Below are 14583 nucleotides of genomic sequence, written 5' to 3' on the forward strand. Positions count from 1 at the left end.
GGCATGAGCTTTGGGCAAGGGGGGCCGTTCGACGGCCCCGGGGGTTCGTCGTCGTCCACTCCGGACTGGGGTGCACTCGCCGCGGAGAGCGAGGCACAGGCACGCCGCAAACGCCGCTTGTGGATCGGCGGCGGTGCGCTGGCGGCCCTCGCGGTGGCCGGCATCGTCACCGTCGCCGTCATGGCCGGCGGCAGTGGTTCTCCGGGCGGCAACCCGACGGCGGCGCCCACGGCGTCCGACCAGGCCGCGGTGCCGGACGACAAGCCGTCCTTCCCCGACGTCTCCGTGCCGCCCCCGCCCAACCCGCGGGACTTCATCTCCGACCCGAAGAAGGACAAGGCGCCGCTCACCCCGGCCACCCTCTTCGCGCAGAAGAGCATGGTCGTCGGCGAGCACAGCTACCCGCGCACCAAGACCGCCACCACCACGGACTGCACCGCCGCCGCCCAGGGACCGCTCGTCTCGTCGCTGTCCCACAACGGCTGCAAGCAGCTGCTGCGCGCCACGTACGCCAAGGGCGGCGTCGCCGTCACCGTCGGCATCGCGGTCTTCGACTCCCCCGCCAAGGCCGCCAAGGTCATGAACGAGAACAAGGCCAACCTCATGCCGCTGCCCGGCGGCGGTGTCCCCGCGGACTTCTGCCAGGGCACGAAGTGCCGGATGGCGACCAATGCCACCGGCCGCTACGCCTACTTCACGATCGCCGGCTACCTCAACGGCAAGGACGTCACCGCCACCGAGACCAAGGCCCGGCAGATCGCCCAGGACGGCGGGTCCTACGCGTTCAGCCAGATCACCCAGCGCGGCAAGGACCAGGCCGCGAAGGTCGCCGAGCAGCAGCTGAGGGAAGCCCAGAAGAAGGCCGGCAAGTCCTGACCGTCCTCGGTGGCGCCGCCCGTCCCGGCGGCGCCACCGGCGAGGCCTTCCAGGCCACCGGTCAGCAGCAGCCGGCCGCGCTCCCGCTCCCGGGTAGCGTCCGCTTGTTCCGCGCCTCCTGATTGCGCGCCATCAGCAGCTCATCGGCCGGGTAGCCGACCTCCTCCAGCGTCAGCCCGTGCGGCCGTACGACATGCACGGCGGAGTCCCGCACCCCGGCGGCCAGCACCTTCCCGGGCCACTCCACCGGCCGGTGCCCGTCCCCCACGAACAGCATCGCCCCCACCAGCGACCGCACCATGTTGTGGCAGAAGGCATCCGCCCGGACGGTCGCCGTGATGATCCCGTCCGCCCCCCGCGACCAGCTCAGCTCCTGGAGCGTACGGATCGTCGTCGCGCCCTCCCGCCGCTTGCAGTACGCCGCGAAGTCGTGCTCCCCCAGCAGTGGCCGCGAGGCCTCGTTCATCGCGTCGACGTCCAGCTCCCAGTCGTGCCACAGCACATGGCTCCGCAGCAGCGGGTCCACGCCCCCGTGGTGATCGGTCACCCGGTACGCGTACCGCCGCCAGATAGCCGAGAACCGTGCGTTGAACCCGTACGGCGCCTCGGCCAGCCGCCACACCCGCACGTCCTTCGGCAGCCGCCCGGCCAGCCGCCGCAGCAGCCTCTCCCGGTGCTCGGCCCACACCGCCCCGGGCAGGTCCACATGCGCCACCTGGCCCCGCGCGTGGACCCCCGCGTCCGTCCGCCCGGCCACGGTGAGCTCATACGTCTCCCCGGACCGCGTCACCGTCCGCAGCGCGTCCTCGATCTCCCCCTGCACGGTCCGCCGCCCGCCGGCCTGCTTCGCCCACCCGGAAAAGTCCTTTCCGTCGTAGGAAAGGTCCATCCGTACCCGGACGAACCCGGGCTCCACTTCGTCACTCACGACAGCAATCCTCCCTCACGCCGTGGACCGTCGGTGCGGCACGGGCAGAACCCGGCCGCGGCGGGCCCGCCCCGCCGCCCACGGCGGAGCTCAGCCCGCCCACCCACGCGAAAGCGGGCCCGCCCCGAAGGGCGGACCCGCTCACACGTAAGTCAGGACTCAGGCGTCCTTCGACTCCTCGGTCGCCTCGGCAGCCGTGGCCGCCTCCGCGTCCTTGGCCGCACGCTTCGTCGCGGCCTCGGCCTCACCGGTGGCCTGCTGGGCCACGGTCAGCGCCTCCACCAGCTCGATGACAGCCATGGGCGCGTTGTCGCCACGGCGGTTACCGATCTTGGTGATACGGGTGTAGCCACCCGGGCGGTTCTCGAACCGCGGGGCGATCTCCGTGAAGAGCGTGTGCACGATGCTCTTGTCCGAGATCAGCTGCATGACCTGACGGCGGTTGTGAAGGTCGCCCTTCTTCGCCTTGGTCACCAGGCGCTCCGCGTACGGACGCAGACGACGGGCCTTGGCCTCGGTCGTCGTGATGCGGCCGTGCTCGAAGAGCGAGGTGGCCAGGTTGCGCAGCATGAGGCGCTCGTGCGCAGCGCTGCCGCCCAGACGGGCACCCTTGGCGGGCTTCGGCATTTTCTTTCTCCTTGGTATCTGCCCCGGCCGTATTAGGTACCGAGGTCAGGACCCGGTGAGCGGTCGCTCACCGGCAACAACCTGCGCCCCCGTAAGGGGCGCGGGGAACTGCGCGACCAGCCACAGCGGCCGCGCAGTCACAATCCGGAAGTCGCGCCCGAGCTCTTAGTACTGCTCGGTCTCCACGAAGCCCGCATCCGCGTCGTCGTCGGCGCCGAACGCGTCGGCGGCGGCGGTCGGGTCGAACCCGGGAGGCGAGTCCTTCAGCGCCAGGCCCATACCGGCCAGCTTCGCCTTGACCTCGTCGATCGACTTCGCACCGAAGTTGCGGATGTCGAGCAGGTCGGCCTCGGAGCGCGCCACGAGCTCACCCACGGAGTGGATGCCCTCACGCTTGAGGCAGTTGTACGAGCGGACCGTGAGCTCCAGCTCCTCGATCGGCAGCGCCAGATCGGCGGCCAGGGCGGCGTCCGTCGGGGACGGGCCCATGTCGATGCCCTCGGCGTCGATGTTGAGCTCGCGCGCCAGACCGAACAGCTCGACCAGGGTCTTACCGGCGGACGCCATGGCGTCACGCGGGCGCATGGCCTGCTTGGTCTCGACGTCGACGATCAGCTTGTCGAAGTCGGTGCGCTGCTCGACACGGGTCGCCTCGACCTTGTACGTGACCTTGAGCACCGGCGAGTAGATGGAGTCGACCGGGATACGGCCGATCTCCTGGCCCACCTGCTTGTTCTGGACGGCGGAGACGTAGCCGCGACCGCGCTCGACGGTCAGCTCCATCTCCAGCTTGCCCTTGCCGTTGAGCGTGGCGAGGACCAGGTCCGGGTTGTGCACCTCGACACCGGCCGGCGGGGCGATGTCAGCAGCGGTGACCAGGCCGGGGCCCTGCTTGCGCAGGTACATCACGACCGGCTCGTCGTGCTCCGAGGAGACGACCAGCTGCTTGATGTTGAGGATGAGGTCGGTGACGTCCTCCTTGACGCCCGGCACGGTGGTGAACTCGTGCAGGACACCGTCGATGCGGATGGACGTGACCGCCGCACCCGGAATCGAGGAGAGGAGCGTACGACGCAGAGAGTTGCCGAGGGTGTAGCCGAAGCCCGGCTCCAGCGGCTCGATCACGAACCGGGAGCGGTATTCGTCGACGACCTCTTCGGTCAAAGAGGGACGCTGAGCAATCAGCATGGTGTTCGATCCTTCAGTCGTGGACGCCCGCTATTTGACGCCCGCTGTACTGACAAGGGTACGGGCGGCACGGCGCCATAGGCTCCGTACCGCCCCCACCGGTCAGCTCTTACTTGGAGTAGAGCTCAACGATCAGCTGCTCCTGCACCTGGGTGTCGATCACCTGGCGCTCGGGCATGCTGTGCACGAGGATCCGCAGGTTCGAGGGAATCGCTTCCAGCCAGGCCGGAACGGTCCTCTCGCCGGCCTCGGCCTGCGCCACCGCGAACGGGGTCAGGTTCCGGGAGCTCCCGCGGACCTCGATGATGTCGTTCGCAGCCACCCGAGCCGACGGAATGTCGGTCTTGCGGCCGTTCACGGTGATGTGTCCGTGACGCACCAGCTGACGGGCGTGGTCGCGGGACTTGGCAAAGCCGGCCCGGTAGACCACGTTGTCGAGGCGGGTCTCAAGGATGCGCAGAAGGTTCTCACCGGTCTTGCCGGACTTCTGGTTCGCTTCCTTGTAGTAGTTCACGAACTGCTTCTCAAGGACACCGTAGATACGGCTGCACTTCTGCTTCTCACGAAGCTGGAGCAGGTACTCGCTGTCCTTGGTGCGCCCGCGACCGTGCTCACCCGGGGGGTAAGGACGGATCTCGATCGGGCACTTTGCGCTCTCGCACTTGCTCCCCTTGAGGAAGAGCTTCTGCTTCTCCCGACGGCATCGCTTGCAGTCGGCCCCGGTGTAACGCGCCATATTGTGTTGTCTCCTACTTCAGCTGGTCAGACGCGGCGACGCTTGGGCGGGCGGCATCCGTTGTGCGGAGTGGGGGTGACGTCCTGGATCGAACCCACCTCGAGGCCGGTGGCCTGGAGGGAGCGGATCGCGGTCTCACGGCCGGAGCCGGGACCCTTGACGAAGACGTCGACCTTGCGCATGCCGTGCTCCTGCGCGCGACGCGCGGCCGACTCGGCGGCCATCTGCGCGGCGAAGGGGGTGGACTTGCGCGAGCCCTTGAAGCCGACGTGGCCGGCAGAGGCCCAAGAGATCACGTTGCCCGTGGGGTCCGTGATCGAAACGATCGTGTTGTTGAACGTGCTCTTGATGTGAGCGTGCCCGTGGGCAACGTTCTTCTTCTCCTTGCGGCGCACCTTCTTGGCGCCGGCCGTACGGCCCTTCGGAGGCATTCATTACTCCCGTGGAGGTGGTCGGTCCTACAGCGAAGACCGCTTGCAGGGGTCCGGGGGGCGTCCCCCGGAGCACACAGTGCGTCCTGCTGAGGACTACTTCTTGCCCGGCTTCTTCTTGCCGGCGATCGCGCGACGCGGACCCTTGCGGGTACGGGCGTTCGTGCTGGTGCGCTGACCGTGCACCGGCAGACCGCGACGGTGACGCAGACCCTGGTAGCAGCCGATCTCGACCTTGCGGCGGATGTCGGCCTGAATCTCGCGACGGAGGTCACCCTCGGTCTTGAGGTTGTTGTCCACGAACTCGCGGATCTTGATGAGGTCTTCCTCGGCAAGATCGCGAACACGGGTGTTCGGGTTCACGCCGGTGGCGGCGAGAGTCTGCTGCGACAGCGTCCGCCCGATACCGAAGACGTAGGTGAGGGCGACCTCCACACGCTTTTCGCGCGGGAGATCAACGCCTGCGAGGCGTGCCATTGATGTGGCTCCTGATGGCTATTCGGAGGTCTTCCGCAGCACCGTTCCCGTAAGACTCTGAAGAATTACGAGCCGGGTCCCCGGCCTCCGAGCCGAGGGTGTCGTCCCACGCGAGAAATGCGGGGTCGGGTGACTGCGTATGTACGTATGTGCTTGCGTCGCGCGAAAACTGCGAAATGCAGGTGGTCGGCGTGCGTCAGCCCTGGCGCTGCTTGTGGCGCAGGTTGTCGCAGATGACCATGACCCGGCCGTGGCGGCGGATCACCTTGCACTTGTCGCAGATCTTCTTGACGCTCGGCTTGACCTTCATGGGTGTGAGGTTCTCCGGGTCAGTGCCGTCACCCCACGGGAGCGGGGCGGCGACAAGATCTACTTGTATCGGTAGACGATCCGGCCACGCGTCAGGTCGTACGGAGAAAGCTCCACCACGACCCGGTCATCCGGGAGGATACGGATGTAGTGCATCCGCATCTTGCCGCTGATGTGCGCGAGGACCTTGTGACCGTTCTGGAGCTCCACCTTGAACATGGCGTTCGGGAGAGACTCGATCACGGTGCCCTCGATCTCGATGGCACCTTGCTTCTTGGCCACGCTTCGCCCTTCGAATCGGCTACCTTGATCGACACCCCCGCACCTCGCCCTCAACCAAGAGGGCATACGGATGCACGAGAGCCGACGCGTCAGTCTACGACAGCGCCTGGGAAAAGACGAATCCAGGATTATTGCCCACTCGGGGAGATCCTTACGCCGACGGCCCCGTCAGGGCGGTCGGCTCAGGCGAAGTGAGGGTGCTCGCAGGTCCTCAGGACCGTGCGGAAGGGTCGGGCGCCACAGTGATCCCCAGCTCGGCCAGCTTGGCCTTGCCGCCGTCCGGCGCGGTCAGCACCAGCGGGCCGTCCTCGGTCAGCGCGACCGAGTGCTCCCAGTGCGAGGACCAGCTGCCGTCGTTCGACTTGACCGTCCAGTCGTCGTCGAGGACGTGGGTCTTGGCCGTGCCGAGGTTGACCATCGGCTCGATGGCGATGCAGAAGCCGGGCACCAGCTTCGGGCCGCGGCCGCGCTTGCGGTCCACGTAGTTCAGCAGATGCGGGTCCATGTGCATCTGCGAGCCGATGCCGTGGCCGCCGTAGTCCTCGACGATGCCGTACTTACCGCCGGCCGGACGGGGCTGGCGGCGGATGTAGCCCTCGATCGCCTTGGAGATGTCGACCAGCCGGTTGCCCTTGGCGACCGCCGCGATGCCCGCCCACATCGACTCCTCGGTGACCCGGCTGAGCTCGACCAGCTCCGCGGAGTGACCGGTCCCGACGAAGGCGGTGTACGCCGCGTCGCCGTGCCAGCCGTCGATGATCGCGCCGCAGTCGATGGAGATGATGTCGCCGTTCTGGAGCACCGTCTCGGTGTCGGGGATGCCGTGGACCACGACATCGTTGACCGAGGTGCAGATCGTCGCGGGGAAGCCCCCGTAGCCGAGGAAGTTCGACTTCGCTCCGTGCTCGGCGAGCACCTTGCGCGCCGCGTCGTCCAGGTCCTTGGTCGTGGCGCCGGGCACCGCGGCCTTCCGGGTCGCCGCGTGAATGGCGGCGACCACCAGCCCCGCCTCGCGCATCTTCGCGATCTGCTCGGGGGTCTTGATCTCCACCATGACGGCTGGCGCCTTCCTGAACCGACTACAACGCTTGTCCGGCGGCCGTCACGACCGCCCCGTACACGATACGGCCGCGGTGCCCCTTGCGGGCACCGCGGCCGTATCGGAAGCCGTGTGCTGCTACGCGTCCCGGGACGGCAGGGCCGCCATCGCGCGCTTGGTGACCTCGTCGACCTTGCCCATGGCCGGGATGGTGACGACCAGGTCCTGGGCCTTGTAGTAGTCGATGATCGGCTCGGTCTCCGTGTGGTAGACCTCCAGCCGCTTGCGGACGGTCTCCTCGCGGTCGTCGTCCCGCTGGTACAGCTCGCCGCCGCAGGTGTCGCAGACGCCCTCCGCCTTCGGCTTGTTGTACTCGGCGTGGAAGACATGGCTGCTGTCGTTGCGGCAGATGCGCCGGCCGGCGATCCGCTTCACGACCTCGTCCTCGGGGACCTCCAGGTCCAGGACGGCGTCCAGCGTGAGGTTCTTGTCCTTGAGGTACTCGTCCAGCGCCTTGGCCTGGCCCAGGTTCCGCGGGAAGCCGTCCAGCAGGAAGCCGTTGGCCGCGTCGGGCTGCTCCATCCGGTCCTCGGCCATCGCGATGGTGACCGAGTCGGGCACCAGGTTGCCGGCGTCCATGTACGACTTCGCCTCGCGGCCGAGGGGCGTGCCCTGGCTGATGTTGGCGCGGAACAGGTCCCCCGTGGAGATGTGCGGGATCTCGAGGTTCTTGGCAAGGTACGCAGCCTGCGTACCCTTGCCGGCCCCCGGGGGTCCGACGAGGACGATTCGCATCAGCGGAGGAACCCTTCGTAGTTGCGCTGCTGAAGCTGGCTCTCGATCTGCTTCACGGTCTCCAGGCCCACACCCACGATGATGAGGATGCTCGTCCCGCCGAACGGGAAGTTCTGGTTCGCGTTGAAAAGCACCAACGCCACTGTTGGTACGAGCGCGATCAGCCCCAGGTACAGCGAGCCCGGCCACGTGATCCGGTTGAGCACGTAGCTGAGGTACTCGGCCGTCGGGCGACCAGCCCGGATACCCGGGATGAAGCCACCATACTTCTTCATGTTGTCGGCAACTTCTTCGGGGTTGAAGCTGATGGCGACGTAGAAAAAGGCGAAGAAGACGATCAGCAGGAAGTACGTAACGATGTAAACCGGGTGATTTCCCTTGGTGAAGTTGGTGGCGACCCACGTCGCCCATGCCGCCTTCGACCCGCTGAACTGTGCAACGAGGGCTGGAATGTAGAGCAGCGATGACGCGAAGATGACGGGAATCACACCCGCCTGGTTCACCTTGAGCGGGATGTACGTGGACGTACCGCCGTAGGACCGGCGGCCGATCATCCGCTTCGCGTACTGCACCGGGATGCGCCGCTGAGCCTGCTCGACGAAGACCACCAGGGCGACCATCGCCAGGCCCACCGCGATCACCGCGAAGAACTCGATCCAGCCGTCGGCCAGCTTGCCCTGGAGCTTGATCTGCCACAGCGCGCCCGGGAAGCCGGCGGCGATCGAGATGAACATCAGGATCGACATGCCGTTGCCGATGCCGCGGTCGGTCACCATCTCGCCGAGCCACATGATCAGGGCCGTACCGGCGGTCATCGTGATGACCATCGTGATGGTGGTGAAGACGGAGTCGCTGGGCACGATCTCGCTGGCGACCGGGCAGCTCTGGAAGAGCGCACCGCTGCGGGCGGTGGCCACCAGGCCGGTGCCCTGGAGGATGGCGAGCGCCACGGTCAGATAGCGGGTGTACTGGGTGATCTTCGCCTGGCCGGACTGCCCCTCTTTCTTGAGGGCTTCCAGCCGCGGAATCACCACGGTCAGCAGCTGGAGGATGATGCTCGCCGTGATGTACGGCATGATCCCCAGCGCGAAGATCGTGATCTGAAGCAGCGCACCACCGCTGAACATGTTCACCAGGGCGAACAACCCGCTGTTACCGCCGGCCTGCTTCATGCAGGTCTCGACGTTCGCGTAGTTCACCCCGGGGACCGGAACGTGTGCGCCGATCCGGTAGAGCACCACGATGCCCAATGTGAACAGCAGCTTCTTGCGCAGGTCGGGCGTCTTGAACGCTCGGGCGAACGCGGTGAGCACGGTGCCTCCTGCGCCCCCCGCCTTGAATGCGGGAGGTGACGGTCTTGAGGATCGACGAATAGTGAGCGGCTAAAAACCGCGCGGACACGGCCCGCGCGGCGGGGGCCCGGGACCGGGGCCCCGGAAAACAACAGTCCATGCCACCTTACCGGCGACCCTACCCCCGTGGAACGACCAACCGGGGATGCCCAAACGATGGGCATCCCCGGTCAGTTGAACCAACGAACTCAGATGAGCTCGGTGACGGCGCCGCCGGCAGCGGCGATCTTCTCCTTGGCGGAGCCGGAAACGGCGTCAACCGAAACCTGAAGCGCCACGGAGACCTCGCCCTGGCCAAGGACCTTGACGAGCTCGTTCTTGCGCACCGCGCCCTTGGCAACCAGATCGGCCACCGTGACCTCGCCACCCTGCGGGTAGAGCTCGGCCAGCTTGGTCAGGTTCACGACCTGGAACTGCTTGTGGGCGGGGTTCTTGAAGCCCTTCAGCTTCGGGAGGCGCATGTGGAGGGGCATCTGCCCGCCCTCGAAGCGCTCCGGAACCTGGTAACGGGCCTTCGTGCCCTTGGTACCACGACCAGCGGTCTTACCCTTGGACGCCTCACCACGACCGACACGGGTCTTGGCGGTCTTGGCACCCGGGGCAGGACGGAGGTTGTGGACCTTCAGCGGGTTGTTCTCCGCCATGTCAGTCGACCTCCTCAACCGTCACGAGGTGGCGGACGGTGTGCACCATTCCGCGGAACTCGGGGCGGTCCTCCTTGACAACCACGTCGTTGAGCCGCTTGAGGCCCAGCGAACGAAGGGTGTCGCGGTGGTTCTGCTTGCTACCGATGAAAGACTTCGTCTGCGTGATCTTGAGGTGCGCCATTACGCGGTCACCCCGGCACGCGCCCGCAGCAGAGCGGCGGGAGCAACGTCCTCCAGCGGCAGGCCACGACGGGCCGCGATCTCCTCGGGGCGCTGAAGGCCCTGAAGCGCGGTCACCGTGGCGTGCACGATGTTGATCGGGTTCGACGAACCGAGCGACTTGCTCAGCACGTCGTGGATGCCCGCGCACTCCAGAACGGCACGCACGGGGCCACCGGCGATCACACCGGTACCGGGGGAAGCCGGCTTGAGCAGGACAACGCCCGCAGCCTTCTCGCCCTGGATGGGGTGAGGGATGGTGCCCTGGATACGGGGGACCTTGAAGAAGTTCTTCTTGGCCTCTTCCACGCCCTTGGCGATGGCAGCCGGAACTTCCTTGGCCTTGCCGTAACCGACACCTACGGTGCCGTCACCATCGCCCACCACGACCAGCGCGGTGAAGCTGAAGCGACGGCCACCCTTGACAACCTTGGCGACACGGTTGATCGCGACAACGCGCTCAACGTATGCGGTCTTCTCGGCGGCAGCGCCACCGTCGCGACCCTTCCGGTCCCGCCGCTCGCCGCCACCGGCACCGCTCCCGCGGCGCTGGGGTCCAGCCATTGGATTTACCTCTCTCTGTTACGTCCGCTAGCTCCGGAACCGGGGCTTAGAACTTCAGCCCGGCTTCGCGGGCGGCGTCGGCCAGAGCGGCAATCCGCCCGGCGTACTGCTTGCCACCACGGTCGAACACGACGGCCTCGACACCGGCGGCCTTGGCACGCTCGGCGACCAGGGAGCCGACCTTCTGGGCCTGAGCGCTCTTGTCGCCCTCGCCACCACGGATCGACGCGTCCAGGCTCGACGCCGAGGCCAGCGTGTGGCCCGCAATGTCGTCGATGACCTGAGCGGTGATGCCACGGTTGGACCGCGTCACCACCAGACGCGGACGCTCCGGGGTACCCGAAATCCGCTTACGGATGCGGATGTGGCGCCGCTTTGCAGCGGCCCGCTTGTAAGCGTCGCCCTTGGCGATCTTCACACCGTATGCCATGGCTTACTTACCAGCCTTTCCGACCTTGCGGCGGATGACCTCGCCGGCGTACTTGACGCCCTTGGCCTTGTACGGGTCAGGCTTGCGCAGCTTGCGGATGTTCGCCGCAACCTCGCCGACCTTCTGCTTGTCGATGCCCTCGACGCTGAGCTTGGTCGGGGACTCGACCTTGAAGGAGATGCCCTCGGGGGCCTCGATCAGGATCGGGTGGCTGTAGCCCAGGGAGAACTCCAGGTTGGAGCCCTTCGCCTGGACGCGGTAACCGACACCGCTGATCTCGAGCGCCTTGCTGTAGCCCTGGGTCACGCCGGTGATCATGTTCGCCACCAGCGTGCGGGACAGGCCGTGCAGGGCCTTGTTCTGACGCTCGTCGTTCGGGCGGACGACGTTGATCACGCCGTCCTCACCCTTGGCGACCTCGATGGGCGCCGCGACGGTGTGCGAGAGGGAACCCTTGGGGCCCTTCACCGCGACCGTACGGCCCTCGATGGTGACGTCCACACCAGCGGGAACCTGGATGGGCAGCTTGCCAATACGCGACATTAGCTATTCCTCCGTTCCCTGGTTACCAGACGTAGGCGAGGACTTCCCCACCCACGCCCTTCTTGCTGGCCTGCTGACCGGTCAGGAGACCGTGGGACGTGGAGATGATCGCCACGCCCAGGCCGCCGAGGACCTTCGGCAGACTTGTGGACTTTGCGTAGACCCGCAGGCCCGGCTTCGAGATCCGCTTGATGCCGGCGATCGAGCGCTCGCGGTTCGGGCCGAACTTCAGCTCGAGGACGAGGTTCTTGCCAACCTCGGCGTCCTCGACGCGCCAGCCGGTGATGTAGCCCTCCTGCTGGAGGATCTCCGCGATGTGCGACTTGATCTTGCTGTGCGGCATCACGACGTCGTCGTGGTATGCCGAGTTCGCGTTACGCAGACGGGTCAGCATGTCTGCGATGGGATCAGTCATGGTCATGAATTGGCCTTCGGCCTCTCTCGCCGGGGTTTCCTATGTGCGCCATCCCTCTCCCCGATCAGAGTCGGGACGGGTGCGGCGCGGGGACCTACGGCGTAGTAAGCGACTTTATGCGGGCTCGGCCCGCGGTCGGTCTCGGGCGGCGGGGCGCCCCAAACCCTTCTACCCTACGGGAAAGAAGGGGTGGGGCGCCCACCGGCCGAATACTTACCGAGAGCCCTGGTCATCCCAATGAAGGGATTACCAGGAGCTCTTGGTCACGCCCGGCAGCTCGCCACGGTGAGCCATCTCACGAAGGCACACGCGGCACAGGCCGAACTTGCGGTAGACGGAGTGCGGACGGCCGCAGCGCTGGCAACGCGTGTACGCGCGGACAGCAAACTTCGGCTTACGAGCCGCCTTAGCGATCAGAGCCTTCTTCGCCACGGTCAGTTCTCCTTGAACGGGAAGCCGAGGTGACGAAGCAGGGCGCGGCCCTCATCGTCGTTGGACGCCGTGGTGACCACGGTGATGTCCATGCCCCGCGTCCGGTCGATCTTGTCCTGGTCGATCTCGTGGAACATGACCTGCTCCGTGAGACCGAAGGTGTAGTTGCCCCGACCGTCGAACTGCTTCGGGGACAGACCACGGAAGTCGCGGATGCGCGGCAGCGCCAGCGACAGCAGGCGGTCCAGGAACTCCCACATGCGGTCACCGCGGAGGGTGACGTGGGCACCGATCGGCTGGCCCTCACGCAGCTTGAACTGCGCGATGGACTTACGGGCCTTGGTGACGGCCGGCTTCTGTCCGGTGATCGTGGTGAGGTCGCGGATGGCGCCCTCGATCAGCTTGGAGTCGCGGGCGGCGTCGCCCACACCCATGTTGACCACGATCTTGGTCAGACCGGGGATCTGCATGACGTTCTCGTACGAGAACTCGTCCTTCAGCTTCCCGGCGATCTCTTCGCGGTAGCGCGTCTTCAGACGCGGCGCGTTGGTGGTGGCAGTCATCAGATGTCCTCACCGGTCCGCTTGGCAACGCGGATCTTGTTGCCCTCGTCGTCGAAGCGGTATCCGACGCGGGTAACGACCTTGTTGCCGTCCTTCTCCACGACCAGCTGAACATTGCTGACGTGGACAGGGGCCTCGGTCGTCACGATGCCGCCGGTCTTCGAACCACGAGCGGTCTGTCCGGCCTTGGTGTGCTTCTTGACCCGGTTGACACCCTCGACCAGGACACGGTCCTCGCGGGGGAAGGCCTGGATGACCTTGCCCTGCTTGCCCTTGTCCTTACCGGTGATGACCTGGACCAGGTCGCCCTTCTTGATCTTCATCGGTTACAGCACCTCCGGCGCGAGCGAGATGATCTTCATGAACTTCTTCTCGCGCAGCTCCCGGCCCACGGGGCCGAAGATGCGGGTGCCGCGGGGGTCGCCATCGTTCTTGAGGATGACGGCCGCGTTCTCGTCGAAGCGGATGTACGAGCCGTCCGGACGGCGGCGCTCCTTGACGGTGCGAACGATGACCGCCTTGATGACGTCACCCTTCTTCACGTTGCCACCGGGGATCGCATCCTTCACGGTGGCGACGATGACGTCACCGATGCCCGCGTAGCGGCGACCGGAACCACCGAGAACACGGATGCAAAGGATTTCCTTCGCACCAGTGTTGTCGGCGACCCGCAGTCGCGACTCCTGCTGGATCACGTCTATCTCCTGTGTGTCTGCCGGTTCCCGGCAGGGGCTTTCCTCTGCTGAGGCGAGCCCCTGCCGAGCCTGGCGGAACTGTTCCTAGGGGGTCCCCCTAGGAGGGATTACTTGGCCTTCTCGAGGATCTCGACGATGCGCCAGCGCTTGGTGGCGGACAGCGGCCGGGTCTCCATCAGGAGGACGCGGTCGCCGACGCCGGCAGCGTTCTGCTCGTCGTGCGCCTTGAGCTTGTTGGTACGGCGGATGACCTTGCCGTACAGCGCGTGCTTGACGCGGTCCTCGACGGCGACGACGACGGTCTTGTCCATCTTGTCGCTGACGACGAGACCCTCACGGGTCTTGCGGAAACCGCGCTCGTTCGTCTCAGTCACATTCTTCTCGCTCATCAGGCGCTCTCCACCGTCTCGATGCCCAGCTCGCGCTCACGCATCAGGGTGTAGATCCGGGCGATGTCCTTACGGACGGACTTGAGCCGACCGTGGTTCTCGAGCTGTCCGGTCGCCGCCTGGAAGCGGAGGTTGAACAGCTCCTCCTTGGCCTCACGAAGCTTGCCGACGAGGTCCTCGTCATTCAGCTCGCGCAGCTCGGTCGCCTTGATACCGGCCGCCATCACGACTCACCTGCCTCGCGCCGCACAATGCGGCACTTCATCGGAAGCTTGTGGGCGGCGCGGGTCAGCGCCTCCTTGGCAACCTTTTCGTTCGGGAAGGACAGCTCGAACATCACCCGACCGGGCTTGACGTTCGCGACCCACCACTCCGGAGAACCCTTACCGGAACCCATGCGGGTTTCGGCCGGCTTCTTCGTGAGCGGGCGGTCCGGGTAAATGTTGATCCAGACCTTGCCGCCACGCTTGATGTGACGGGTCATCGCGATACGAGCGGACTCGATCTGACGGTTCGTCACGTAAGCCGGGGTGACGGCCTGAATGCCGTACTCACCGAAGGCCAGCTCGGTGCCACCCTTGGCCATACCGCTGCGCTTCGGGTGGTGCTGCTTGCGGTGCTTGACCCTGCGAGGGATCAGCATGTC

The 14583-nt window shown here is 66.4% G+C and carries 25 protein-coding genes; 1 reads left to right on the forward strand and 24 read right to left on the reverse strand.

The genetic code is table 11. The features are described 5' to 3' along the window. The first annotated feature begins 3 nt into the window (after window positions 1–3). Entirely contained in the window at window positions 4–876 is an 873-nt protein-coding gene (locus M8I34_RS10385; RefSeq protein ID WP_250049174.1) for a hypothetical protein, read from the forward strand. A gap of 61 nt (window positions 877–937) precedes the next feature. Here the strand turns inward: M8I34_RS10385 and truA are convergent, their stop codons facing one another. The 24 genes from truA to rplP all read right to left on the reverse strand — a co-directional run bounded on the left by truA (window position 938) and on the right by rplP (window position 14580). After that, the gene (gene truA, locus M8I34_RS10390) at window positions 938–1804 is read right to left on the reverse strand and encodes a tRNA pseudouridine(38-40) synthase TruA (RefSeq protein ID WP_250049175.1); all 867 of its coding nucleotides are present in this window, start codon (window positions 1802–1804) and stop codon (window positions 938–940) included. Window positions 1805–1963: 159 nt separating this feature from the next. Further along, window positions 1964–2431 (reverse strand): 50S ribosomal protein L17, encoded by a 468-nt coding sequence (gene rplQ / locus M8I34_RS10395; protein WP_250049176.1) that lies wholly within the window; start codon window positions 2429–2431, stop codon window positions 1964–1966. Window positions 2432–2596: 165 nt separating this feature from the next. Then, window positions 2597–3619, reverse strand: coding sequence for a DNA-directed RNA polymerase subunit alpha (locus M8I34_RS10400; protein ID WP_003956430.1), 1023 nt, complete (start codon window positions 3617–3619; stop codon window positions 2597–2599). Between the two features lie 109 nt (window positions 3620–3728). Continuing rightward, entirely contained in the window at window positions 3729–4355 is a 627-nt protein-coding gene (gene rpsD / locus M8I34_RS10405; RefSeq protein WP_250049177.1) for a 30S ribosomal protein S4, read from the reverse strand. 26 nt (window positions 4356–4381) lie between these two features. Then, entirely contained in the window at window positions 4382–4786 is a 405-nt protein-coding gene (rpsK, locus tag M8I34_RS10410) for a 30S ribosomal protein S11 (RefSeq protein WP_004571845.1), read from the reverse strand. Between the two features lie 96 nt (window positions 4787–4882). Continuing rightward, window positions 4883–5263 (reverse strand): 30S ribosomal protein S13, encoded by a 381-nt coding sequence (gene rpsM, locus M8I34_RS10415; protein ID WP_250049178.1) that lies wholly within the window; start codon window positions 5261–5263, stop codon window positions 4883–4885. 196 nt (window positions 5264–5459) lie between these two features. Beyond that, window positions 5460–5573: a 50S ribosomal protein L36 gene (rpmJ, locus tag M8I34_RS10420; RefSeq protein ID WP_003956441.1), complete on the reverse strand. Its 114-nt coding sequence runs from the start codon at window positions 5571–5573 to the stop codon at window positions 5460–5462. A gap of 59 nt (window positions 5574–5632) precedes the next feature. Beyond that, window positions 5633–5854, reverse strand: a complete 222-nt coding sequence (gene infA / locus M8I34_RS10425; RefSeq protein WP_003956442.1) for a translation initiation factor IF-1 — start codon at window positions 5852–5854, stop codon at window positions 5633–5635. A 211-nt stretch (window positions 5855–6065) separates the two neighbouring features. Next, window positions 6066–6908, reverse strand: a complete 843-nt coding sequence (map, locus tag M8I34_RS10430) for a type I methionyl aminopeptidase (RefSeq protein WP_250049179.1) — start codon at window positions 6906–6908, stop codon at window positions 6066–6068. Window positions 6909–7031: 123 nt separating this feature from the next. After that, window positions 7032–7688, reverse strand: a complete 657-nt coding sequence (locus tag M8I34_RS10435) for an adenylate kinase (protein WP_250049180.1) — start codon at window positions 7686–7688, stop codon at window positions 7032–7034. After that, complete coding sequence (secY, locus tag M8I34_RS10440) at window positions 7688–9001, reverse strand: preprotein translocase subunit SecY (RefSeq protein ID WP_053208556.1); 1314 nt, start codon at window positions 8999–9001, stop codon at window positions 7688–7690. The genes M8I34_RS10435 and secY overlap by 1 nt, the downstream gene beginning before the upstream one ends. 227 nt (window positions 9002–9228) lie before the next feature. Continuing rightward, the gene (gene rplO, locus M8I34_RS10445) at window positions 9229–9684 is read right to left on the reverse strand and encodes a 50S ribosomal protein L15 (RefSeq protein ID WP_250049181.1); all 456 of its coding nucleotides are present in this window, start codon (window positions 9682–9684) and stop codon (window positions 9229–9231) included. Window position 9685: 1 nt separating this feature from the next. Continuing rightward, a complete protein-coding gene (gene rpmD / locus M8I34_RS10450; protein WP_030074796.1) occupies window positions 9686–9868 on the reverse strand; it encodes a 50S ribosomal protein L30 in 183 nt (60 codons plus the stop codon). Further along, window positions 9868–10470 (reverse strand): 30S ribosomal protein S5, encoded by a 603-nt coding sequence (rpsE, locus tag M8I34_RS10455; protein WP_006604888.1) that lies wholly within the window; start codon window positions 10468–10470, stop codon window positions 9868–9870. Before rpsE ends, rpmD begins: the two co-directional genes overlap by 1 nt. A 46-nt stretch (window positions 10471–10516) precedes the next feature. After that, on the reverse strand, window positions 10517–10900 hold the full coding sequence (rplR, locus tag M8I34_RS10460) for a 50S ribosomal protein L18 (RefSeq protein WP_030074793.1): 384 nt from the start codon (window positions 10898–10900) through the stop codon (window positions 10517–10519). A gap of 3 nt (window positions 10901–10903) precedes the next feature. Beyond that, window positions 10904–11443, reverse strand: a complete 540-nt coding sequence (gene rplF / locus M8I34_RS10465) for a 50S ribosomal protein L6 (RefSeq protein WP_030986151.1) — start codon at window positions 11441–11443, stop codon at window positions 10904–10906. 22 nt (window positions 11444–11465) lie between these two features. Beyond that, window positions 11466–11864 carry a 30S ribosomal protein S8 gene (gene rpsH, locus M8I34_RS10470; RefSeq protein WP_127151657.1) on the reverse strand — a complete coding sequence of 133 codons (399 nt, stop codon included), beginning with the start codon at window positions 11862–11864 and terminating at the stop codon, window positions 11466–11468. 240 nt (window positions 11865–12104) lie between these two features. Beyond that, window positions 12105–12290, reverse strand: coding sequence for a type Z 30S ribosomal protein S14 (locus M8I34_RS10475; protein WP_004571834.1), 186 nt, complete (start codon window positions 12288–12290; stop codon window positions 12105–12107). 2 nt (window positions 12291–12292) lie between these two features. Continuing rightward, a complete protein-coding gene (gene rplE, locus M8I34_RS10480; protein ID WP_030074789.1) occupies window positions 12293–12853 on the reverse strand; it encodes a 50S ribosomal protein L5 in 561 nt (186 codons plus the stop codon). After that, window positions 12853–13176, reverse strand: a complete 324-nt coding sequence (rplX, locus tag M8I34_RS10485) for a 50S ribosomal protein L24 (protein ID WP_006604883.1) — start codon at window positions 13174–13176, stop codon at window positions 12853–12855. Before rplX ends, rplE begins: the two co-directional genes overlap by 1 nt. Window positions 13177–13179: 3 nt before the next feature. Further along, window positions 13180–13548 carry a 50S ribosomal protein L14 gene (rplN, locus tag M8I34_RS10490; RefSeq protein ID WP_003992364.1) on the reverse strand — a complete coding sequence of 123 codons (369 nt, stop codon included), beginning with the start codon at window positions 13546–13548 and terminating at the stop codon, window positions 13180–13182. A 107-nt stretch (window positions 13549–13655) separates the two neighbouring features. Continuing rightward, the gene (rpsQ, locus tag M8I34_RS10495; protein ID WP_006604882.1) at window positions 13656–13937 is read right to left on the reverse strand and encodes a 30S ribosomal protein S17; all 282 of its coding nucleotides are present in this window, start codon (window positions 13935–13937) and stop codon (window positions 13656–13658) included. Next, on the reverse strand, window positions 13937–14161 hold the full coding sequence (gene rpmC, locus M8I34_RS10500; protein WP_030074787.1) for a 50S ribosomal protein L29: 225 nt from the start codon (window positions 14159–14161) through the stop codon (window positions 13937–13939). Before rpmC ends, rpsQ begins: the two co-directional genes overlap by 1 nt. Then, a complete protein-coding gene (rplP, locus tag M8I34_RS10505; protein WP_006604880.1) occupies window positions 14161–14580 on the reverse strand; it encodes a 50S ribosomal protein L16 in 420 nt (139 codons plus the stop codon). The genes rpmC and rplP overlap by 1 nt, the downstream gene beginning before the upstream one ends. Window positions 14581–14583 lie beyond the last annotated feature (3 nt).

Source organism: Streptomyces sp. MCA2 (genome assembly GCF_023544705.1).
In the GTDB taxonomy this organism is placed as follows: Bacteria; Actinomycetota; Actinomycetes; order Streptomycetales; family Streptomycetaceae; genus Streptomyces; species Streptomyces decoyicus.